At 68.8% G+C, this 20,111-nt stretch carries 20 protein-coding genes and 1 pseudogene; 7 read left to right on the top strand and 14 right to left on the bottom strand.

Annotated features, from left to right (window positions below):
- Nucleotides 1-112, top strand: a pseudogene (locus EJV47_RS29155) (IS982 family transposase); the annotation flags it as partial.
- 208 nt (nt 113-320) lie between these two features.
- Nucleotides 321-1,061, top strand: a complete 741-nt coding sequence (locus EJV47_RS21245) for an SGNH/GDSL hydrolase family protein (RefSeq protein ID WP_165903860.1) — start codon at nt 321-323, stop codon at nt 1,059-1,061.
- Between the two features lie 83 nt (nt 1,062-1,144).
- Here the strand turns inward: EJV47_RS21245 and EJV47_RS21240 are convergent, their stop codons facing one another.
- The gene (locus EJV47_RS21240; protein ID WP_126695216.1) at nt 1,145-2,161 is read right to left on the bottom strand and encodes a zinc dependent phospholipase C family protein; all 1,017 of its coding nucleotides are present in this window, start codon (nt 2,159-2,161) and stop codon (nt 1,145-1,147) included.
- Nucleotides 2,162-2,323: 162 nt separating this feature from the next.
- Between EJV47_RS21240 and EJV47_RS21235 the strand changes: the two genes are divergently transcribed.
- The gene (locus EJV47_RS21235) at nt 2,324-2,884 is read left to right on the top strand and encodes an NUDIX hydrolase (RefSeq protein WP_126695215.1); all 561 of its coding nucleotides are present in this window, start codon (nt 2,324-2,326) and stop codon (nt 2,882-2,884) included.
- An 81-nt stretch (nt 2,885-2,965) separates the two neighbouring features.
- Here the strand turns inward: EJV47_RS21235 and EJV47_RS21230 are convergent, their stop codons facing one another.
- The 4 genes from EJV47_RS21230 to EJV47_RS21215 form a co-directional block, all read right to left on the bottom strand.
- Nucleotides 2,966-3,190, bottom strand: a complete 225-nt coding sequence (locus tag EJV47_RS21230; protein WP_243651246.1) for a PID-CTERM protein-sorting domain-containing protein — start codon at nt 3,188-3,190, stop codon at nt 2,966-2,968.
- Between the two features lie 79 nt (nt 3,191-3,269).
- A complete protein-coding gene (locus tag EJV47_RS21225) occupies nt 3,270-6,344 on the bottom strand; it encodes a nidogen-like domain-containing protein (protein WP_126695214.1) in 3,075 nt (1,024 codons plus the stop codon).
- 272 nt (nt 6,345-6,616) lie between these two features.
- On the bottom strand, nt 6,617-7,906 hold the full coding sequence (locus EJV47_RS21220; protein WP_126695213.1) for a flavin monoamine oxidase family protein: 1,290 nt from the start codon (nt 7,904-7,906) through the stop codon (nt 6,617-6,619).
- A 176-nt stretch (nt 7,907-8,082) separates the two neighbouring features.
- Nucleotides 8,083-8,991 (bottom strand): NAD(P)/FAD-dependent oxidoreductase, encoded by a 909-nt coding sequence (locus tag EJV47_RS21215; protein ID WP_126695212.1) that lies wholly within the window; start codon nt 8,989-8,991, stop codon nt 8,083-8,085.
- Nucleotides 8,992-9,133: 142 nt separating this feature from the next.
- On the opposite strand from EJV47_RS21215, the gene EJV47_RS21210 reads away from it, so the two are divergent.
- Nucleotides 9,134-9,466, top strand: a complete 333-nt coding sequence (locus tag EJV47_RS21210) for a winged helix-turn-helix transcriptional regulator (RefSeq protein ID WP_126695211.1) — start codon at nt 9,134-9,136, stop codon at nt 9,464-9,466.
- A gap of 87 nt (nt 9,467-9,553) precedes the next feature.
- On the opposite strand, the gene EJV47_RS21205 is transcribed toward EJV47_RS21210, so the two are convergent.
- The 3 genes from EJV47_RS21205 to EJV47_RS21195 form a co-directional block, all read right to left on the bottom strand.
- Nucleotides 9,554-10,246: a ClpP family protease gene (locus tag EJV47_RS21205; RefSeq protein ID WP_126695210.1), complete on the bottom strand. Its 693-nt coding sequence runs from the start codon at nt 10,244-10,246 to the stop codon at nt 9,554-9,556.
- 162 nt (nt 10,247-10,408) lie between these two features.
- Complete coding sequence (locus EJV47_RS21200) at nt 10,409-10,699, bottom strand: hypothetical protein (RefSeq protein ID WP_126695209.1); 291 nt, start codon at nt 10,697-10,699, stop codon at nt 10,409-10,411.
- A gap of 5 nt (nt 10,700-10,704) precedes the next feature.
- On the bottom strand, nt 10,705-11,298 hold the full coding sequence (locus EJV47_RS21195) for an RNA polymerase sigma factor (RefSeq protein WP_126695208.1): 594 nt from the start codon (nt 11,296-11,298) through the stop codon (nt 10,705-10,707).
- Between the two features lie 236 nt (nt 11,299-11,534).
- Here EJV47_RS21195 and EJV47_RS21190 point away from each other — a divergent pair, with 236 nt between their 5' ends.
- Nucleotides 11,535-12,347: a GNAT family N-acetyltransferase gene (locus EJV47_RS21190; RefSeq protein ID WP_126695207.1), complete on the top strand. Its 813-nt coding sequence runs from the start codon at nt 11,535-11,537 to the stop codon at nt 12,345-12,347.
- Nucleotides 12,348-12,457: 110 nt separating this feature from the next.
- Nucleotides 12,458-13,369, top strand: a complete 912-nt coding sequence (locus tag EJV47_RS21185; RefSeq protein WP_126695206.1) for a cation diffusion facilitator family transporter — start codon at nt 12,458-12,460, stop codon at nt 13,367-13,369.
- 221 nt (nt 13,370-13,590) lie between these two features.
- Here the strand turns inward: EJV47_RS21185 and EJV47_RS21180 are convergent, their stop codons facing one another.
- The 4 genes from EJV47_RS21180 to EJV47_RS21165 form a co-directional block, all read right to left on the bottom strand.
- Nucleotides 13,591-14,109, bottom strand: coding sequence for a DinB family protein (locus EJV47_RS21180; protein ID WP_126695205.1), 519 nt, complete (start codon nt 14,107-14,109; stop codon nt 13,591-13,593).
- 63 nt (nt 14,110-14,172) lie between these two features.
- The gene (locus tag EJV47_RS21175; protein WP_126695204.1) at nt 14,173-15,150 is read right to left on the bottom strand and encodes a helix-turn-helix transcriptional regulator; all 978 of its coding nucleotides are present in this window, start codon (nt 15,148-15,150) and stop codon (nt 14,173-14,175) included.
- A 37-nt stretch (nt 15,151-15,187) separates the two neighbouring features.
- Nucleotides 15,188-15,691 (bottom strand): hypothetical protein, encoded by a 504-nt coding sequence (locus EJV47_RS21170; RefSeq protein WP_126695203.1) that lies wholly within the window; start codon nt 15,689-15,691, stop codon nt 15,188-15,190.
- 13 nt (nt 15,692-15,704) lie between these two features.
- A complete protein-coding gene (locus EJV47_RS21165) occupies nt 15,705-16,463 on the bottom strand; it encodes a ThuA domain-containing protein (protein ID WP_126695202.1) in 759 nt (252 codons plus the stop codon).
- 488 nt (nt 16,464-16,951) lie between these two features.
- Here EJV47_RS21165 and EJV47_RS21160 point away from each other — a divergent pair, with 488 nt between their 5' ends.
- The gene (locus EJV47_RS21160; protein ID WP_126695201.1) at nt 16,952-17,494 is read left to right on the top strand and encodes a DinB family protein; all 543 of its coding nucleotides are present in this window, start codon (nt 16,952-16,954) and stop codon (nt 17,492-17,494) included.
- Nucleotides 17,495-17,561: 67 nt separating this feature from the next.
- Here EJV47_RS21160 and EJV47_RS21155 read toward each other — a convergent pair whose 3' ends face one another.
- Both EJV47_RS21155 and EJV47_RS21150 read right to left on the bottom strand, forming a co-directional pair.
- Complete coding sequence (locus EJV47_RS21155; RefSeq protein WP_126695200.1) at nt 17,562-18,488, bottom strand: hypothetical protein; 927 nt, start codon at nt 18,486-18,488, stop codon at nt 17,562-17,564.
- 388 nt (nt 18,489-18,876) lie between these two features.
- Nucleotides 18,877-19,893 (bottom strand): SMP-30/gluconolactonase/LRE family protein, encoded by a 1,017-nt coding sequence (locus EJV47_RS21150; protein ID WP_126695199.1) that lies wholly within the window; start codon nt 19,891-19,893, stop codon nt 18,877-18,879.
- Nucleotides 19,894-20,111: the final 218 nt, after the last annotated feature.

Raw genomic sequence — 20,111 nt, 5'->3', positions numbered from 1 at the left:
CGGCTTGACTGAGCGCTTCCCCAAGAAGATCCACGCCACCACGGCCGCCGGCTTCGCCCTTAAAATCGGCCTCTTCGTCTTTGTACACGCAATCGACCGCTTCGGACTGTAACCCGCAACTTGGGTTAGCTACTGAATTTCAGCGGTATCCGCAACAGCTCCGCGGCATGACTCCCGGCTGCGCAGCTGCCAGCTGGGTGCGCCCGGCTGGGGCTGCCACTCCGGCTAGGTCCGCGCCGGACCATCACCTAAGCCGGGGCAGCCGGGCCAACGCCACCCTCGCCCGCCGATATTGCGGCCGGATTTCACTCACCCGAGCTATGCGCATCCTCGTTATCGGCGACAGTATCACCCGCGGCACCCAGGGCGTCGGCTACGTGCCGCGGCTGGCCCGGTGGCACCCCGACTGGCAGCTCACCAACGCGGGCGTCAACGGGGAGCCGCTGCGCAGCATTGGCCGGCGGCTGCTGCGCCGGCTCGAAGCCACCCCCGCGGCCTACGACGTGGTGGTGTGCGAGGCGGGCTACAACGATTTGCTGCTGCCCACCTTCGCCGGGGGCGGCTTCTGGTTTCGGCAGGCGCTGGCCCAGATGCGCCGGCAGGGCCACGAGCCGCTGGCCGACGCGGCCGCCTTCGAGCAGGCGTACGACGAGCTGATTGCGCGGGCCCGGGCGCTGAGTCCGGCCCGGTTCGTACTCGTCACGCTGGGCTGTCTGGGCGAAAACCTGGCCACCGGCCTCAACGGGCCCCGCCAGGCCTACAACGCCGCCATCCGGCGGGTGGCCGCGGCCCACGGCTGCCTGCTGGCCGAGGCCGGCGCCGCCTTCGACCAGGCCCTGCAGCGCCAGCCGCCGCGCGCCGAGTTTCGCAGCAGCTTCGCCAGCATTGCCTTCACCGATAAGTTCTGGTGCCGCCTGGGCCGCGCCGACGCGCTCAGCCGGCAGCGCGGCCTGCAGCTCACCATCGACGGCGGGCACCTGAACAGCCGCGGCGCCGAGCTGTTTGCCCGGGCCGTGGAGGCGCCGCTGCTGGCGCTGGCCGGGCAGGGGCAGCCGGTTTGAGTGGCTTTCAGCCCCTGCCGGGAATAAAAAGCCCGGCCGCAGTCACCTGCGGCCGGGCTTTTTATTCCCGGAAGGGGCCCTGACTACTTGCCCTGCGGAAACTCCGTGAACGAGGAGAAATCCACCAGCTTGCCCGTCTTGTCGAGGGTTTTCAGCTCTTCCTTCAGGTTGTGCTCGTTGCTCTTGGTGGTGTACTCGGTGTCGAGCTTGCTCAGATCAGGCTTGCCGGCGTTGACCCAGGCGGTGTACCAGAAGTTGGCCGTGGTCTGGGCCGCGGTGCGCAGCTGGCGCTCCACCATGCGGTTGAGGGCCTGGTGGTAGGCGGCCGTGTAGGGCTGGGTGCGGTACGAGCTGTTGAAGATGTTCTTGCGCGGCTGCCCGTTGCTGGCCTCGATAACCTGGTCGGCGGGGGTGGCAGCGGCCAGCTTTTTCTCCACCGCCAGCAGCGTATCGGCGGCGGCGTGGCTCTGCAGCACCACGCGCCAGATTTCGGCCGTGGGGTCGGTGATGAGCTTGGGCTCGGTGAGCTTGAAGTTGTAGGTCTTGCCGAACTGCTCCACCATCTGCGACTCGTAGAAGGCGTGCACGCCCTTCTGGCCGGTTTTCTGCCCGTCGTGGTTGGCCGAGGTGTGCAGGGGCTGGGTGGCGTCGCCGATGTAGTGGCCCAAATCGGCGGCCACGAACAGGATTTCGTCCTTGTGCTGCTTTTTCATGGCCGCGGTCAGCTTCCCCAGCATGTCCTGGATGTACCAGGGCAGGCGGCCTTCCTTGTCGAGCAGGGCCGCGTCGTACTTGGCGTAGGCCTCGGTGGAGGTGCGCGGAATGGCGTTGATATCGTCGCCGTAGTTTTCCAGGTCGATGTAGTGGCGCGGGCCTTCGGGCTTGTCGTTGATGACGTACTTGCGCGAATCGGGAATCACCGACTCGGTCACCACGAAATCAATGTGGTTGTAGAAGAAGGTGCGCATGGGCGCGGGCAGGGCCAGCACGGCGGCGCGGTTCACGCGCTGGTGGCCCCAGTTGCCCCAGGCCATCAGCAGGGAAGGAACGGCCAGCAGGGCGGCAGCGGCCAGTACGCCGCGGCGACGAATGGAAAACATGGGTAGGAGTCGGGAAAAAAAGGGAGACAAGACGGCAAAGGTCCGGGGTTTGTGGGCTTTCTGCAAATAGCCGGGCCGGAGAATTGCCGCCCGGGCCGGCCGCCGCGGGCGGGTAAGCGCCGGGGTGCGTAAACTTGCGGGGCAGTATTAGATTTCCCCTATATGAGCATCGAGCCCTGGAAACTTCTCTCCTCCGAGCTGGTGGTGGACCACCGCTGGTACCGCCTGCGCCGCGACCGGGTGCGGCTGCCCGGCGGGCAGGAGCTGGACGACTACTTCGTGAGCGTGCGCCCCGACGTGGTGCTCATCTTCCCGCTCACCGCCGACAACGACGTAGTGCTGGTGCGCCAGTACAAGCACGGCGCCGCCGCTATCTTCACCGAGCTGCCCGGCGGCGTGCTCGACCCCGGCGAAACCGACCTGGCGGCCGCCGCCCGCCGCGAGCTGCTGGAAGAAACCGGCTACGCAGCCGAGGCGCTGGAGCCCCTGCTGCAGGTCGCCGACAACCCCACCAAGGATACCAACCGCATCCACTTCTTCCTGGCCCGCGACGCCCGCCGCGTGGCCGCCCAGCACCTCGACCCCACCGAAAACATCGAAGTGCTGACCGTGCCGCTGGCCGCGGTGGAGGAGCTGGTGCTGAGCGGGCAGATCCGGGTGGCGGGCTCGGTGGCGCTGTGCCTGCTGGTGCTGCGCCGGCTGGCGGCCGAAGCGGGGCAATAGGGTCGGCTTAAAAGCAGTGCCCCGCGGCGCTGGCCAGCTGGGGCCAGTACCGCGGGGCACGGTTGCGCCGGGCGCCGGGGCTTACTGAGCGCGCCGCCGCCGCAGCTGGCGCAGAGCGTAAGCCGCGCCGCCGGCCAGCAGCAGCGAGGCGCCGCCGTCGAGGGGCACGGCCGTGGGGCCGGGCGTGGTGTTGCCGGGCACGGGGCCGCCCGAGCCGGGGTCCTGCTGCGCCTGGGCGGTGGCAGCGGCGCCCAGCAGCAGGGCCAGGGCAAAGGTGGCGCGGCGGAAAGTCGAAAGAGCAGTCATTTGGAAAAGGAGAAAGAACGCCGCCGGATCGGGAGCCGGCGGCGCCGTTGAAACATGCGTTAAGCGGTAAAAAGGCGGTTTATTCGATGACCAGGCGCTTGGTGACGGTGCCCTCGGGCAGGGCCACGCGCACCGAGTACACGCCCTTGGCCAGCTGCTGCAGCGGCAGCGGCACGGCGCGGGCCGGGGCCACCACCTGCGTCAGCACCTGCTGGCCCAGGGCGTTGAGGATGCTCACCTGCACCGGCCGGGTAGCCGCGGGCAGCCCCAGCGTCACGGTGCCGCGGGCCGGGTTCGGGTACACCGATACGGCCGCTTCCAGCTGGGCCGGGGCCGTGGCCGTCACGCGCGGCTGGTCGAACACCACCGCGAAGCGGCCCGGCGCCTCACCCGCCACGATGCTGCAGCGGTAGCTGGGCTGCTGCTGCAAGTCCACCACGGCGCCGGTCTGGGCGTCGCGCAGGGTGGCCGTCCAGCCCAGGGGCAGGTTGAGGAGTTGGGCCACCTGCAGGGTGTAGGAGCCGCTCTGGGCCACGCGCACGGCCAGCGGCACCGTCACGGCGCTGGTGCCGAGGGTAGGCAGGCCGCTGATGCTCAGCTCCTGCGCGCCGGCCAGCACGCCCAGCTGCACGCTGTTGCCGCTGCTGAGGTGGAAGGCGTCGAAGCGGGCATCGAAGCCGGCGGTGGCGCCCTGCTCAAAGTACACCGCTACCTGGTCGGTGGCCGCGCCGCTGGCGCTGCGCAAATCCAGCTGCAGCAGCGGGCGGGTTTCGGTGGTGGCGGTACGCTGCAGGGCGGGGTTCTGGTAGGTGGTCAGGCGGGCCGAGTTGGCGAAGGCAATGCTGCCGTTGGTGCCCGGCACGCTGGTGCGCACGAAGAAGGCCTGGCCCATGGGCAGCACGTCGGAGCCGCCGTTCACCGGCACCCCGTTGACGAAGCTGCTGTACGAGCCGGTGTACTGGCCCGTCGAGCGGTACACGTACACGGCGTTGTCGAGGCCGGTCAGGGTGAGCTGGCTGAAGCGGATGGGGGCCGGGTAGGGGTTGCCGAGCAGGTGCCAGCCGCCCTGGGCCCCGGGCACGCGGCCCAGGCTGACGCGGTTGTAGGTGCCGTTGCCCAGCGTGCCCACAAAGTCCATGACCTGCCCGCCCATCAGGTTGACCGTGTAGCCGAAAGTCGAAAACATGATGTTGGTGACGGGCGACACCCAGCCCTTGTCGAAATCGGCTACGGCTGCGCCGCTGCTCACGCGGGTCTGGTCGTAGCTGAACACGTTCGGGAAGGGCGTCACCAGGCCGGGGTTGGGGGCGTTGTTGTAGGCCGGGTTCAGCACCGGGGTAAAGCTGCCGGTGGCCAGGTCCGAAAGGGTCGTATTCGTCACGGGTGAGGCCAGGTGGCGGTAGCCCATCTGCGCGCCGGTGGCGGGGCCTATAAACCGCTCCACCGTGGCATTGCCGCTCACCACGGCCGCTCCGTTGTTGACCACCATGGCCGTTTCCGAGCCGTCGGGGCGCGAGCGGAGCGTGAGGTTGCCGTTGGACGTGAGGTTGCCGTTCAGCGTCAGCAGGCGCCCGATGGCCAGCGGCTGGCTGAGCACCGTGCCCGCGGCGCCGATGGTGGCGTTGGCGAGGCTGGCGGAGCCCGTGCCCGCGAAGGTCTGCTGGGCGGCGCCGGTGGTTTGCAGCGTGCCCGCGCCCAGCAGCTGGCCGTTGTTGCTCAGGTTGCCGCCCAGGCTATACACCCCGCCGGCCGCCACGGTCAGGCTGGCCCCGCTGGCAATGGAGACGTTGTTGGCCGCCGCGGCCGTGCTCAGCACCGGCATGTTGGGCACGCCGGCCGGAATTACCACGTCGTCGGTGGCGGAGGGCAGGGCATTGGCGCTCCAGTTGGCCGGGTTGGTGTACACGCTGCTCACGGCCCCGGTCCAGGTATTCACCGCCTGCACGATGACGGTGAGCGTAAACTGCTGCGAGGCCACCGGGCTGCCGTTGTCGATGGCCACGAAGCTGATGGTGCGGGTGCCCAGGTTGCAGGCGGCCCCGGTGATGCTCAGGTTCACCGTGGGGTTGGGCCCGCCGGTGGAGGTAACGGTGGTATTGCACTGCCCCCCGGTAGTGGTCGTCACCTGCACCGACTGGTTTACTTCCGGGCCCAGGAACTGCAGGGACAGGTTGCGGGTCTCGCCCAGCCCCAGGGTGATGGTATTGCCCGCGGGCATACCCGTCACGCTCGGCGGAATGTTGTTGCTGCTGCCGCCCACCTTAAAGGAAAAGCACTGGTTGTCGAGCCAGTCCACGCCGCTGGGGTCCACGTTGTTGGGGTGGGAGCTGCCAGCCATGTTAAAGCGGCCGATCTGGATGAAGTTGACCCCGTCGCCCTTGTTGACGCCCGCCGTGGCCGGCACGCCGCCGAAGCCGTTCGCGCCGCCGTCGGCGTTGCCGGTGGTCCACTGCATGTCGCCGTAGGCAAAGAACACGTCGTCGCCGGTGAAACCGGGCGCGGTATTGGCCAGGATGGTGAGCTGGAAGGTATTCTTCTTGTCGGCCTGGCGCGAGAAGTAGGCTACGCGGTTCCAGGTCACCACCAGGCGGTCGGGGAAGCGCTTAAACCAGATGTTGCCGCTGGGGTAGGGCGTGACCAGCGTGTCGGACACCTCCGTGTCCACGTCGGACCAGAACGGGGCAATCATCGGCGTGGAGACGGGCAGGCCGCTGGCCGTGTAAGTGGTGAAGCCCTGGCCGAACGAGATGTTGCCGTTGGTATTGATGTACACTTCGCTGTAGCGGCTGCCATAGAGCGAGAAGTCGAAGCCCAGCGGAATCGGGCCCTTGTAGCTGTCGTCGGCGAAGCCGGGCTGGCGCGAGAGGTGCTGCCAGCCGCTGCCCGCCGTGGTATCGAGCGGCACGAAGCAGGCCGGCAGCTGGGCCGCGGCGGGCGCGCCGGTGCTGCCGGCGCGGGGCGTCTGCCGCGGAGGGGTGGCCAAGGCGCCGCTCACGCGCTGCAGCTTGCGGGCGGCGTAGCCCGGGTCGGCCAGCGCGGGCGACCAGGACTGGGCCGGGCTGCCGGGTTGTTGGGCCTGCGCCGCGGCGCCCGGCCAGCACCAGGCCAGGGCCACTGTTAGCACGGTCAGCAAGCGGGGAAGAAGTGTTGTCATAGCGTAGAAAGGGTTAGGTGGAGCGGCAAGGGCGAATGTATTAGTAGTCTTCCGATATTGGATAGCACGTTCGCATTTATTGTAAGCCGGCGGAGCAGCGGAGTAGTGCCTGGCTCAACAGTACCACGCCCGGGCGGCAGCGCCGGGTCCGGGACTGATGGCGGCCGGTGCTCCTTAGAGGGCCCGCCGCCCGGCGGCATCAGCACCGAGGCCCGCCCACGCAAGGGTAGCGCGGGCGGGCCTCGGCAAGGTTTGGCGTCGGCCTCCTGGGGCTACACCAGCAGCCGCACCACCTGCGCGGCGCTGCTCAGGGCCGCTTCCACGGTGCCGCTATTGGGGCCCGCGTACAGGGCTTCGCCGGCGAAGTAGAGCGTGTCGGCCACGGGCGTGAGCAGCAGGCGGCGGGCCGCCTCGGAGCCCACGGTGGCGTAGCTGTAGGCGCCGCGGGCCCAGGGGTCGGCGCCCCAGTCGACCACGCGCTGGGCGCGAAGCCGGGGGCGTAGGGCGGCCTCGGTAGTGCCCAGGATGCCGGCCAGGGAGCGGAGGGCCTCGGTGAGCAGTTCCGCCACCGGCGTGTGGCGCCGCGCTTCGGCGGGCGGGCCGCCGAGCCAGCCGGTGAGCAAGGGGCGGCCGTCGGGCAGGGCGCTCCACCAGGTCGGGAAAGGAGCATCAGCGAAGAGGAAGCCCAGCTCCGGGGCGGGCCGGGGCATGGTGTCGGCTTCCCAGAAGGGCGCATCGAATTCCAGCAGCACCTTCACCACCGAGCCGAAGCCCAGCGCGGCCGCGGCGGCCTGCACGCCCGGCAGCTCGGGCACGAAGCCCAGGTAGCCGGGCTCGGCGGGGCCGAGCCGCAGCACGCCCAGCGGCACCGTAATCAGGGCCTGCCGCGCCCGAAACGTGCGCCCATCGGGGCAGTGCACTTCCACCTGCCCGGCCTGCCAGCGGATTTCGGCTACCGGCGCCTCGCAGTGCACCGCGGCCCCGGCGGCCTGGGCCTGCCGGCGCAGCAGCTCCACCAGCTGCCGGTAGCCGCCATTTGGCCGCGGCGAGTCTTCGGCGCCGCCGGCTTCCCACTCCTGGCCCAGGCCCCGGGTGCTGGCCCGCCGCGGGTCGGCCACGTCGAAGCCCTCGGCGAAGCGCGTGATTTGCTCGCGCATGGCGGCATCGGCCGGGCCGGGGAAGTACTGCTGCAGGAAGTCGGCCAGGGGCATATCGGCCGGGAGCTGGTGCAGGGCGGCCAGCAGCCGGGGCATGTCGGGGATAAACTCCTCGGCCTCGGCGAGCTGCCCGTCCCGGAGCTGGTAGGCGCGGCCGCCGGTGTCCTGCCAGCTCACGCCGGCCTCGCGCAGCAGGGCCTTGGTCAGGGGCGCGTCGCCGTGGATAAACTCGGCTCCTTCCTCCACCGGGGCCGAAAAGCCGCCGCCCCCGGCCGTGTGAATGCGGCCGCCCACCCGCGGGCGGGCTTCGAGCACGGTAACGGTGCGGCCGGCACGGGCCAAATCACGGGCGGCCAGCAGCCCGGCCACCCCGGCGCCGACGATAATAATGGGAGAATGACTCATGCAACGGGGCCGGTCGGGGTAGCTAACCCGGCCGGCCCTGCTGCTTACGGCCCGCGCGGGGGCAGGATATGATTTAGGAGAATGTGCGGGTCGGAGGCCAGAAAACGCGCTGGTGGCCAAGGGAGCAGGTTAAGAAGTCTGTTGGCAAGAAGGCGCTTCCCGAGCAGGTTCAAGATTTAAAAATCCGCCGCAATCAGCTCGTGGTTGATAAAGGCGCCGGTGCGGCTGCCCGCGGCTACTGCCGCCGCCACCTGCCGCAGGGGCGTGGTGGTGTCGCCGGCGGCGTACACGCCCGGCACGCTGGTGCGCTGCAGCTCGTCGACCTGCAGCAGGCCCGTTTCCGTCAGGGCGCAGCCGAGCTGGGCGGGCAAATCGGAGGACTGCCGGTTGGGCACGCGGGCAAACAGGGCGGTGAGGGGCAGGGCCGCGCCGTCGGCCAGGCGCAGCTGCCGGAACTGGCCGGCCTGGTGCTCCAGGGCCTGCAGGGGCGTGTCGACAATGCCGATGCCGTGGGCCGCCAGCTGGGCCGCCTGCGCGGGCGTGAGCGTGGCGGGGCCGTTGGTGAGCAGGCGCAGATCGGGGCTCCAGTGGCGGATGAGGCGGGCAAACTCGAAGCCCAGGTCGCCGTTGCCCAGCACGGCCAGCGGCGCGTCGCGCACCTCGTAGCCGTGGCAGTAGGGGCAGTGCAGCACCGAAATGCCCCAGCACTCGGCCAGGCCCGGCACCGGCGGCAGCTCGTCGACGACCCCGGTGGCCAGCACCAGGCGCCGCGCCGCGTAGCTCGGGCCCTCGGCCGTCGTCACCCGGAAGCCGCCCTGGGTAGCCTCGGCCCGCACCGCGGTGGCCGCCTGCAGCCGCACGGAGGGGTAGGCCTGCACCTCGGCGCGGGCCCGGGCGGCCAGCTCGGCGGGGGCGGCGCCGTCGCGGGTGAGGAAGTTGTGGGAGTGGGGCGTCTGGCGGTTGCAGGGCCGGCCGGCGTCGAGCACCAGCACGCGGCGCCGGGCCCGGCCCAGCGACAGGGCCGCGGCCAGCCCGGCGTAGCTGCCGCCGATAATGAGCACGTCCAGGGAATCTTCAGCAGGCATGGATATGGGAGTAAGGTGGCGCGGCGGCCGGAAACCGCCCGAAACTTTCGGGGCCGGCCGCCGCTTTACAAAGCTAGCCGCCGGGCATGCCGGGGGCGCTGTAGCTCTGTAGAGCCGCTTTCCATTTGTATAGTCCCCGCCGATGCCGACTCTGAATCCCCAGGAACTCCGCCCCATCTGGGACGCCCTTGCCGTGGTGTGCGGGCGCTGGCGCATGCCCATCATCCACTGCCTGTGCGGGCAGCCGCTGCGCTTTTCCGAGCTGGAAGCCCACCTCGACCACATCACGCCCAAGGCCCTGGCCGAGCACCTGCACGCCCTGGAGCTGAACGGCCTCGTCAGCCGCGAAGTGCTGCCCACCCGCCCCGTGGTGACGCGCTACGGCCTGACCGAGCACGGCCGCTCGGTGCTGCCCCTGCTGCAGGAAATGCGCCGCTTCGGTGAGCAGCACCGGCAGCACCTGACGACGGGGTAGGGGTTTTTAGGGTATGGGGGTAGGAGGGTGTGCGTTTAGGAGTTGGAATGAGAACTTTTAAACTCACACCCTCCCACCCTCACACCCTCATACCCTGTCCAGCACCTCATCGATGAGGCCGTAGGCTTTGGCTTCGTCGGCGCGCAGCCAGTAGTCCCGGTCGGAGTCGGCGTGGATTTGCTCGGCGGTTTTGCCGGTGCGCTCGGCGTAAATCTGGTACAGCTCCTGGCGCAGCTTCACCACCTCGCGGGCGGTAATTTCGATGTCGGCCGAGGGGCCCTGCACGCCGCCCGAGGGCTGGTGAATCATCACGCGGGCGTGGGGCAGGGCCGAGCGTTTGCCCAGAGCGCCGCCGCAGAGCAGAAAGGCGCCCATGGAAGCGGCCAGACCGGTGCAGATGGTGGCCACGTCGGGGCGGATGTACTGCATGGTGTCGTACATGCCGAGGCCGGCGTACACCGAGCCGCCCGGCGAGTTGATGTAGAGCAGAATGTCCTTCTGGGCGTCGACGGACTCCAGGAACAGCAGCTGGGCCACGATGATGTTGGCAATGTTGTCGTCGACGGCCTGGCCCAGGAACACGATGCGGTCCATAATCAGGCGCGAAAACACGTCGATTTCGGCGAAGCGCGTGGGCCGCTCCTCGATAACGGAGCGCGTCATGCCCGTGACGAAGTGGCGACTTTGCCCTTCGACGTGGTGCAGGTACTCATCGACGCGCAGGCCGCTCAGGCCCCGGTGCCCGACGGCAAAGCGGCGAAATTCGGTGGAATCAAGCATGGCTGGTTGGTTTTTCGTTGCTGGTTTTTCGTTTTTCGACGGGAAATCAGGCCCGAATGCACGGCTGCTTCGGCGCCGCAAAAGGGCAAAGCGTAGCCCGCCAGAGGCCACGGAGCCGCCGGTACGAGCAGAAAAAGACGGGAAAGGGGGCTGGTACGGGCCTTAGCGCCGGAAGCGGCGCTTGAATAGGCTGCGCAGGCCCGCGGCGGCGCCGCGCAGCCAGCCGGCCGAGCCGGGACCGTAGAGCTGCCGGTGAATCAGCTGCAGCTCCTGGCGCAGCTGCTGGCGGCCGGCCAATTGCAGGCCCGCGTACAGCTGCTGCTGGGCCGCGGCATCGGCGGCCAGGTCGGGGTCGAGCAGGGTTTGCAGCTGCCAGGCGGAAGCGTCGGCCGGGGTGGCCGGGCCCAGCAGGTGCTGCTCAATCAGCTGCAGGCGGGTGAGTTCGGGGCGCATGGCGGTTAGGCGGTCAGCAGGTCGGTGGTGCGGGCCCAGGCGGCGCGCACGGCGCTGCGCAGCCGCTCCAGGCACTTAAACTTCTGCACCGTGGCCGAGCGGACGCTGCCGTACTGGTGCGCGGCGGCCAGCTGCTCCAGCGGCTGGCGGTGGTAATAAAAGCCGATGAGCAGGCTGCGGCACTTCTCGCCCAGCTGCTGCACGTAGTCGAGCACGGCCAGCGCGGGGGCGGCCTCGGACTCGTCGGCGGGCAGCTCGTCGAAGTGGGCTTCGGTCAGCTCGGCGGTAGGGTGCTGGCCGCGGCGCTGCAGCTCGCGCCGCCACAGGTTGCGGCTCACGGCTACCAGGAAGGTGCCGGGCGTGGCCGTGAGAGTGAGGGTTTCGGCCAGGGCCTTTTCGTAGAGCACGATAAGCGCGTCCTGAAACACGTCCTGGGCGTCGGCCGCGGTGCCGCCGTGGCGGCGCACGTGGCGCTCCACCGCGGGAAAGGTGCGGCGGTAGAGCTGGGTCAGCGTAGCGGCGCGGTCGGCCAGCAGCGCGGCGCGCAGCCGGGCGGCGGGCAGAAGCGGGGCAGTATCGGAGGCAGCAGCGGCAGTCATAGCAGCAAGTGGGGGCGGATGTACTGATTAATCAGCTCCCAACCCAAGTATCACCCGCGAAATGCAAAAAAGTTGCAGGCCGATTCGCCGCCGGCGGTCCGAACGAAGCCGCCGGGTACGCCAAGCCCGTTTGAGCCGGCCGCGGGAAGCCGCATGAAAATGTGAGTGCTACTGCCGCCGCAAGGGCCTTACTTTGCCGCCCCGGCGCGCCTCACCGGCGCCTTCTCCTGCTTCCCATGCTTTTTGCCGATTACGCCCTGGCCCAGCGCCTCGAACGCACCGAAGCCCAGACCAATGCCGCCTGCGTGGAAGCCCGGGCGCGGCTGCAGCCCGCCGTGGGTGCCACCTGGCGGGAAGTAGCCGGGGCTTATGCCCTGTTCGACGGCCCCGAGTCGCCGCTGACGCAGACCTTCGGGCTGGGCATGTTCGGGGCCGTGGGCGCGGCCGAGCTGACCGAGCTGGAAGCGTTTTTTGCCGCCCAGGCCGCTCCGGTGGCCCACGAAATCTGTCCCCTGGGCGACGAGGCGCTGCCGCCCCGGCTGGCGGCACGCGGCTACCAGCCCGTGGAGTACACCAACGTCCTCTACCGCGCCCTCGAAGCCGACTACGCCCCGGCGGCCGCGTCCAATCCGCTGCTGCGCACTCGCCGCATTGGGGCGGGCGAGGAGGGGCGCTGGGCGCAGACGGCCGCCGGCTGGAGCACCGAAATGCCGGGGCTGGAGGCGTTCATGCTGGATTTCGGCCAGATTACCGCCCACAGCGCCGGCGCGGAGCCGTTTCTGGCCGAGCTACGCGGCCAGCCCGTTGCCGCCGGCGGCTTGTTCATCTTCGACGGGGTGGCTCTGCTGGCCGGGGCCAGCACCGTGCCCGCGGCCCGGCGCCAGGGCGCCCAGCTGGCCCTGCTCGACGCCCGCCTGCACCACGCCGCCGCCCGGGGCTGCACGGTGGCCATGATGGGGGCGCGGCCGGGCAGCCAGTCGCAGCGCAACGCCGAGAAGCAGGGCTTCCGCGTGGCCTACACCCGCACGAAGTGGCTGCGGGCCCGCTGATTCTTCGGGGGCGGGGTACGACCGTTTAGGGACCGATGCCGTATTTTTGCGGGCTAAGCGGCGCGGCTGCGTCGCCGGCTGCTCCGCGCTTCACCCTTCGTTCCCGCCCGATGCAACAGTCCCCTCCCCCCGTGCGCAGCACCGCCGCGCGGGTTCAGCAAGGCCAGCGCAGCACCCTGGTGGGCATCGGGGCCAACCTGCTGCTGGCGGCCGTGAAGGGTGCGGCCGGGGTGCTGGGCAATTCCTACGCCCTCATTGCCGACGCCATCGAGTCGGCCTCCGACGTGTTTACGTCGCTGTTCGTGTGGCTGGGCCTGCGCGCCGCCGCCCGGGAGCCCGACGAAAACCACCCCTACGGCCACGGCAAGGCCGAGCCGCTGGCTTCCCTGCTGGTGGCCGGGGCCCTGGTGCTGGCCGCCGGCATCATCATGTGGCAGAGCGTGCTGCACATTCTCACTCCGCACAAGATTCCCTCGCCCTTCACCCTCATCGTGCTGGGCGGGGTGGTCATCGTGAAGGAGTGGCTGTTCCGCCACATCGACCAAGTGGGCGAGCAGGTGGGCAGCGGGGCCGTGAAGGCCGACGCTTGGCACCACCGCAGCGACGCCATTACCTCCCTCACGGCCTTTGTGGGCATCAGCATTGCCCTCATCGGCGGCCCCGGCTACGAAAGCGCCGACGACTGGGCCGCCATCGGCGCCTCGCTCATCATCGTCTACAACGCCTACCACATCTTCCGCCCGGCCCTGGGCGAAATCATGGACGAGGCCCCGGCCGGCTCTTGGCCCGCCGACGTGGCCCGGGTGGCCCGCTCCGTGCCCGGCGTGCTCGGCACCGAAAAGTGCATTGTGCGCAAGATGGGCCTGGAGTACTTCGTCGATTTGCACGTGCTCGTCGACGGCGACATTTCGGTGCGCGAAGGCCACGCCGTAGCCCACGCCGTGAAGGACGCCGTCATTGCCGAGCTGCCCGCCGTGTACGACGTGCTGGTGCACATCGAGCCGGAGGACTGGCACCAGTAAGGTACCGCCGAACCCGTAGCCCAAACCGCGTCGGTGCCCCCAGCCGCGTAGCGGCGCCACGTCAATAGAAACCAATGCGCCCAAATGATTCCGAGCTCCGTAGGAGCGGCACCTTATCCGCGCGGGTTAGGTGCCGCTCCTACGGAGCTCAAAACGTTCTTGCTGCCGGTTTCTATTGATGTGGCGCCGCTACGCGGCTTTTGGGAGGCAGGCTGTTACTCCTACCAGTTCTGCTCGTCGGCCGAGGGGCCGTAGGGGCCGGGCACGGGTACGTCGAGCAGGCGCAGGTACACGGTGAGCTGGCCGCGGTGGTGAATCATCTGGCTGATCAGGTGGCGTACCACCGAGGCGCGCGACTGGCTCACGAGCACCTGCTCGCCGCTGCGCATGGTCCAGGTCTGCTCCAGGTCGTCGGCCGTGGCGGCCTGCAGGACCGCGGTGGCCGCGGCGGCGCGCTCCTCCAAGTAGGCCAGCAGCTCGGCGGTGCTGCTGATGGGCGTCGTTGCCGCGCTGTCGAATACCGATACGTCCAGGTCGGTGGACTCCAGCGTGTCCTTGATCCAGCCGATGACGTCGGCGGTGTGGCGCAGCAGCTGGCCCAGGGTCATGGACTTGGCGTGGGGCTGCCAGTCGAGCTGGGCCACCGGGGCGCGCTCGAACGCGCGGCGGGTCTGCGGGATTTCCTCGTGCAGCTCGGTGAGGAAGGCTTGGGCGGGGGCGGCTACCAGGGTGGTTTCCATGGGGCGTTGGGGTTTGGGTTGATTGATAGCCCAAACTTCCGGCCCCCAGGTGACAGCCCTATGTCAGCAGACTTCGGCCGGGGCGCAAAAAAAATCGTGGGCGGCGCGGGCCAGCTCCCGCACCCGCTCCTGCAGGCCCAGCGGGGCCAGCACCTGCACCTGCCCGGCAAACAGCAGCATCCAGCGGCCAAACTGCTCCAGGCAACAGGGCACCAAGGTCATTTCCACCCAGCCGGCCTCGTCGGGCGCCAGCTCGTGCCGCCAGCCGAAGTGGTGCTTCTCGAAGTGGACCTGGCTGAGCGCCCGGGGCCCGAAGCGCACCACCACTACCTCGCGCTGCCACTGCCGCGCCTGCTCGGCCCAGTAGGTTTGCAGGGTGTCGGGGCGCGGGGCGAAGGCCTCGTCGAGCACCTGCAGACCGGCAATGCGGTCGAGGCGGAAGTCGCGGAACTCCTGGCGCAGGCGGCAGAACGCCACCACGTGCCAGTGCTGCCCGAAGTAGAGGCCGATGGGCTCCACGTCGCGGCGGGAGGGCGTGCCCTGGTGGCCGGCGCGGTAATCCAGGCGCACCACGCGCTGGCGGGCAATGGCGTCGAGCAGGGGTTGCTGGGTGCCGGCGGCGGGGGCGGGCAGCGGCTGCGGGTGCCGGCGCGGGCCGCCCACCACCCGGATACGCGAGCTGAGCGCCTCCACGTAGTCGCGGTCGGGGCGGCGCAGCACGGCGCGCAGCTTGTCCATGGCCGCCGTGCTGAGCCGGGCGGTGTGCTCGTCGGCCAGGCGGGCGGCCAGCTTCTCGGCGGTGAGCAAGGCGGTAGCCTCCTCGCGGGTGAACATGACCGGCGGCAGGCGGTAGCCCTCGGCCAGCGAATAGCCCACGCCCGCCTCGCCGCAGATGGGCACGCCAGCTTCCTCCAGGGTGCGCAGGTCACGGTAAATTGTGCGCAGACTCACCCCGAAGTGCTGGGCCAGCTCGGGGCCTTTCACCACGCGCTTGGCCTGGAGCTGGATGAGCAGGGCGGTGATGCGGTCGAAGCGGTTCATGGCAGTAAGGTACGAAAGACCTTAGCGGAGCACGCGGCTAGGGTGCTTCCAGCATGCGCTGCACCGGCTCGTTGGGCAGCACAATGAAGGTGCTGCTATCGACTGTGCCCAGAAACTCGGAGCGGTAGACCAGCAGAATGCGTGAGCCGATGCGGGTAGTGTCGGTGGTGTGCAAAAGCGAATCCTGCACGGCAAACAGGCGGTTGGCTTCTGCGTGCAGCCAGGTATAGCGGATGCTCAATGGTTTAAGCTCCTGGCTGGTCTCCCAGCGTTGCAGGCGCTGCAGAGCCGGGCCGATTTCTTCCTGTTGCCGGACTAGCTTTTCGATATCGTACTCCATGTGCCGGGCCTGCTGCACGTCCGCGTCCTGCCGGCGCCAAGGGGCCGCTTTCCCCACGCGGAGTACGGTGTACGGGTGCCCCGGGTCACTATCATCGGCATTCAGCCGTTCGATGGCCGCCTCCCGCACCTGGGCGTCCGGGTCGGGCGCAAACAGGCCGCAGCCCGTCAGAATAAGCGTGGCAGCACCAATGATTTTCATGCAATGATATCAGTTACCGCCCCATCGCGTACTTAATCCCGCCCCACAGGTGCTGGCGAAACAGCGGGTCGGCGTAGCTTTCTTCGGTGTGGCCCAGGCCGGTGTAAAAGGCCCGGCCGCCGTCGTAGGGGTGGTACCAGGCAATGGGATGGTCCGGGCCGTGGGTGCCGCCGGTGTAGGTGGCTTCGTCCACGGTCAGCAGCACGCGCAGGTCGGGGGCGGGGCTGCGGTAGTTGTACCACTCGTCGGTGCGGGGCCAGGCCGTGGGCAGGTGGCTGGTGGCCCGGTGGCGCAGCTTGGTGCGGCGCACGGTGGCGGGCTGAATTTGCGGATGGCTGACGAAGTAGGCGCCTACCAGCCCGTTGTACCAGGGCCAGTCGTACTCGGTGTCGGCCGCGGCGTGCACGCCCACGAAGCCGTGGCCGCCGCGGATGTACTGCTCAAAGGCCGCCTGCTGCCCGGCGTCGAGCACGTCCTGGGTGGTATTGAGGAAGACGACGGCCCGGTAGCGGCTCAGCTTCTCGGGCGTAAACCAACCCGCGTCGGCGGTGGATTCGACGTTGAACTTGTGCGCCTGCCCCAGCTCCCGGATGGCCTGCAGGCCCGCCGGAATGGAGCTGTGCTGAAAGCCGGCGGTTTTGTGGAACACCAGCACCGCCGGGTAGAACTTCGGGGCCAGTGCCCCGGCCTCGGGGCGGCCGGCCGGGGCGGCCGGGATGAGGCCGGCGGCTGAAGCGGCCGCCGCCAACAGCAGGGAAGCAAGGAATTTCATCGGTAGGAGGGGGAGTAGGCAATGGCGCCGGCGAATCCGAAGCGGGCCGCCGCTAAGCTACGGGCGGCGGCAAGCACAACGTCCTTGTGTGTCGATCAAAACATAAGGGCGTTTTGCTTGCCGCCACCATTGCGCTGCCTGGAGCAGTTTCGGGGTGGTAATTAAGTTGTAATTGGGTTGTGCTGGCCTGCTGATGATAGGGCCCGTTCACAGCCGCAGAGCGGCGCCATATTGGTAGAAAAAATGGACGGATAAAAGCCAAGCTGCAGCGCAGCGGCATGGCAGGTAGACCGCTTGGACGCCAACTTTCAACGTCTGCACGGCCATACCGCTGCGCTGCAGCTCTGTCGGTATGCTTGCCGATGGTTTCTACCAATATAGCGCCGCTCTGCGGCTGCAGAACCGAAAATTGAGGATGGACTGCAAGCCAGGCTGGGCCCGCCAGTATGCCTTAATCCCCCTAATCCCGCAAAGCCTACCTTCGCCGCATGAGCAGCACGCTAACCACCCGCCCCGGCGCCGACGAGTACGGCGCCTACTACGACCGGTACATTCAGCAGATTCCGGCCGGCTATTCGCCGCTGCAGCAGCTGCGTGAGCAACAGGCCGAGCTGAAAGCCCTCATCGGCGGCCTCAGCGACGAGCAGGCCCTGCTGCGCTACGCACCCGGCAAGTGGAGCATCAAGGAAACCCTGCTGCACGTGGCCGATACGGAGCGCATCTTCGCCTACCGCGCCCTGCGCATTGCCCGCGGCGACCAGCAGCCCCTGCCCGGCTACGAGCCCGACGACTACGCTGCCCTCTCCGGGGCCGACGAGCGGCCACTGACCAATCTGCTGCGCGAGTACGACACGGTGCGCGCCGCCACCCTCAGCCTGCTGGATTCGTTTCGCCCCGAGGCGTTCGAGCGGCGTGGCACGGCCAGCGGCATGCCGGTGAGCGTGCGGGCCATGGCCTACATCATCCCCGGGCACGAGGCCCACCACCTGCAGCTCTGGCGCGAGCGGGTGATGCCGCTGCTGGCGCGCTAACCCGCAGCCCGAAAACAACAACGGCCCGGACGATTGTCCGGGCCGTTGGGCTTATAAGCGGGGGCATTTAGTAATAGCGGCGGTCGTTGTCGCGGTTGTCCCAGTCGCGGCGGCGGTTTTGCTCGTCGCGGTCATCGTCGTCGCTAAACCAGTCCGAGACGCGGTCGGCCATGCGGCCAAAGAAGCCGCGGTTGTCGTCGTGCTCGTGCCGGTCGTGGTCGTGCTCGCGGCTGCTGCGGTAGCGGCTGTTCTCGTCGGCGTCGTAGTAGTTCTGGCTGTAGTCCGAGCCCGAGTTCGAGCGGCTGCCGTAGTTGCTGCTGATGTCGCGGCGGCCGCTGCTCCAGCGGTTGTCGTCCTGCTCGTAGCGGTTACGGTTCTGGTCGCGGCGGCCGTAGGCGTTCGGGTCGGAGCCGCTGGTGTAGGGCTGCTGGCCGTAGCTGCTGCCGTAGCAGCTGCGGTCCATCTCGGAGGAGCGCCCGTACACGCCGTTCATGCTGCGCGAGCGGTCCTGCTGCTGCGACGACGACCAGCCGCGGTCCGAATCGTTCTGGTTGCGGTAGCGGTCCGGCTGCTGGCCGTAGCTATTGCGTGAGCTGCTGCCGTAATCGGAGCGGCCGCTGTCGTAGCCGCTGTTGCGGCCCGTGCTGCCGCTCTGGCTACCGTAGCGGCGGCTGTCGTCGTCTTGGCTGCTGCGCCAGCTCTGGTCGTTGCTGCTCATGCCCGAGCGGTTCATGCCCGAATTGCTCAGCCCGGAGCTGCCCATGCCGGAGCGGCTCCGGTCCCAGTCGTTGCGGCGCTCCGACGAAGAGCCGCTGCTGTAGCCGTTGTTGCCGCTCACGCCGCGGGTGTTGTCGTCGTCCTGGTCCTGCCAGCGCTGCTGGCCGCGGCGGTTCTCGTCGAAGCGGTTGTTCCAGTCGCGGTTTTGGTTGCTCGAATTCTGATTGCGGCCGCGGTAGTCACGGTCGTCGTCGTGGTGCTGGTTGTAAGTAGCCATGGCGGGAATGAGGGTTTTGGTTAGGGCTTTTTTTACCCCGACCATAGCCGAAAGGTTGCGCTCCTACTGCGCCAACCGGCTACTAAACGGCTGCCTAGCAGGCCCAAGCGTGGCCGCAGCCAGGAAGCTAAGGCTAGGTCCTCTTCCTCAGCTGATTCCGCGCAGCAAGCGGCGCGGGGGCAGGAGTGGTTGAAAGCTCAGGGTTAGAAATTATTATCCCACCTCAGCACGCGAGATGCTTCGGCTACGCCCGGCATGAGGGCCGACTGTAGACCTGGTTTCTCAACCACCCCTGGCCCCTCCGCCGCTTGCTGCGCGAAATCAACTGAGGAGGTGGAGCTGACCTTGGCTCTAGCTTTTTAGCCTTGACTCGATTGATACCTCCCCCTCAGAAGCCGGAACTGAGCGTGCGGATGCGGCATAGCCAGGTGCCCACGGTCAGGTACAGGGTGCGGCCGTCGTCGCCGAAGGCGCAGTTGGCCACCACCTCGCCCGGGTCGATGGTGCCCAGGTGCTGGCCCTGCGGCGACAGGATGAGCAGGCCACCCGGGCCGCTGGCCCACACGTTGCCGGCGCGGTCCACGGCGAGGCCATCGGGTACCTCTTTGGGGCGCACCTTGGGCACCTGGCTCAGGTCGAAAAACAGGCGCCCCGTGCCCAGGCGTCCCTTGGCGTTTACCGGGTAAGCCATGATGAGAGGCTTGAGCGAATCGGACTGGGCCACGTAGAGCGTGCGGCCGTCGGCGCTGAAGCCCAGGCCGTTGGGCCGGGTGAAATGAGCGGCCATCAGCGTCACCTTGCCATCGGGGCGCAGGCGGTACAGGCCACTGGTCGGCGTTTCGCGCAGCGGGTCGTTTTCCTGACGAGGCAGGCCGTAGGGCGGGTCGGTGAAGAAAATGATGCCCGAGCCGGGCTGCACGGCCACGTCGTTGGGGCTGTTGTAGCGGCGGCCCTGGTAGTGGTCGGTCAGCGTGAGCTTGCCGCTGGGCTGGCCCAGTGGCAGCCGGGCCAGGCGCCGGTCGCCGTGCTCACACAGCAGCAGGTTGCCGCGCCCGTCGAGGGCCAGGCCGTTGGCGCCGGTTTCGCGGCTGTAGGGCAGGCGGCCGGTGTAGCCCGAGTGCTCCAGAAACTTCGTCAGCCCGCGCCCCGCCGACCAGCGGTAGACGGTGCTGGTGGGTGCATCGGTGAAGAGGAGCATGCTGCTGTCGGCCACCCACACCGGGCCCTCGGGGTGGCCCAGGCCGCTGGCCAGAATTTCCACCTGCGCGTCGGGCGCCAGCAGGGCGTCGAGGCCGGGTGCCTTCCGCTCGATGTGGCCGGTGGTGGTGAAGCGGGTGGGGGGCGGAGTCTGGGCCAGGGCGGCGCCGGGCAGCAGGAGCAGCAGCAGGCGGGGTAAAAAGCGCATCGGCAGGGCGGAGGTAAGGCAGGAGGCCGCTTGCATCTACCGGCCGGCGGCGGGCAGGGTTGCGGGCTGTCGAGCTTAACCCTGCCGGCCGCCGGGCGTAGGGGAGTAGCATCAGCTTTAGCTTGGGCCGCGGCCGGTGGCATTTCCTCACGCTGCGCGGCCCTGCCCTGGGGCCTTCGGCGCCCGCCCGAGCTAAAGCTGATGCCACTCCGCTGATT

It is taken from the genome of Hymenobacter gummosus, from assembly GCF_003970915.1.
Classification (GTDB): Bacteria; Bacteroidota; Bacteroidia; order Cytophagales; family Hymenobacteraceae; genus Solirubrum; species Solirubrum gummosum.
The sequence above is the reverse complement of the archived record's forward strand: the minus strand, read 5'-3'. Positions and strand labels throughout refer to the sequence as shown.